Below are 276 nucleotides of genomic sequence, written 5' to 3'. Positions count from 1 at the left end.
GACGGCGTTGGCAGTAAGTCTACTCTACGGAGGGTATCTGCTGGTCATTTCTTTATCAGGCAGTACGTTGCACCAATCGAATGAGATGGCTATAGGGCTAAGAGTACTAGCGCTATTCCTATTTATAGGACTATTTATTTATTCGTTATATAGCGCCTATGCTCCTGTTATACGCAAGCTGTCTATTAAGATAGATAAGCCTTTAGCCAAGCCACTGCGTATTGCAGTCGCTAGTGACTTGCATATAGGGCGATTATTTGGTGTAAAAGCCATAGA

At 42.8% G+C, this 276-nt stretch carries 1 protein-coding gene; it reads left to right on the top strand.

Annotated elements, in window-relative coordinates:
• Positions 1 to 276: hypothetical protein (locus R2R70_RS20025; RefSeq protein WP_410978903.1), on the top strand; the 276-nt coding region annotated here is incomplete at both ends.

The organism is Cobetia sp. SIMBA_158 (assembly GCF_046566945.1).
Taxonomy (GTDB): domain Bacteria; phylum Pseudomonadota; class Gammaproteobacteria; order Pseudomonadales; family Halomonadaceae; genus Cobetia; species Cobetia amphilecti.
Note: the sequence above shows the minus strand (reverse complement) of the source record. Positions and strands in the feature narration are given on the sequence as shown.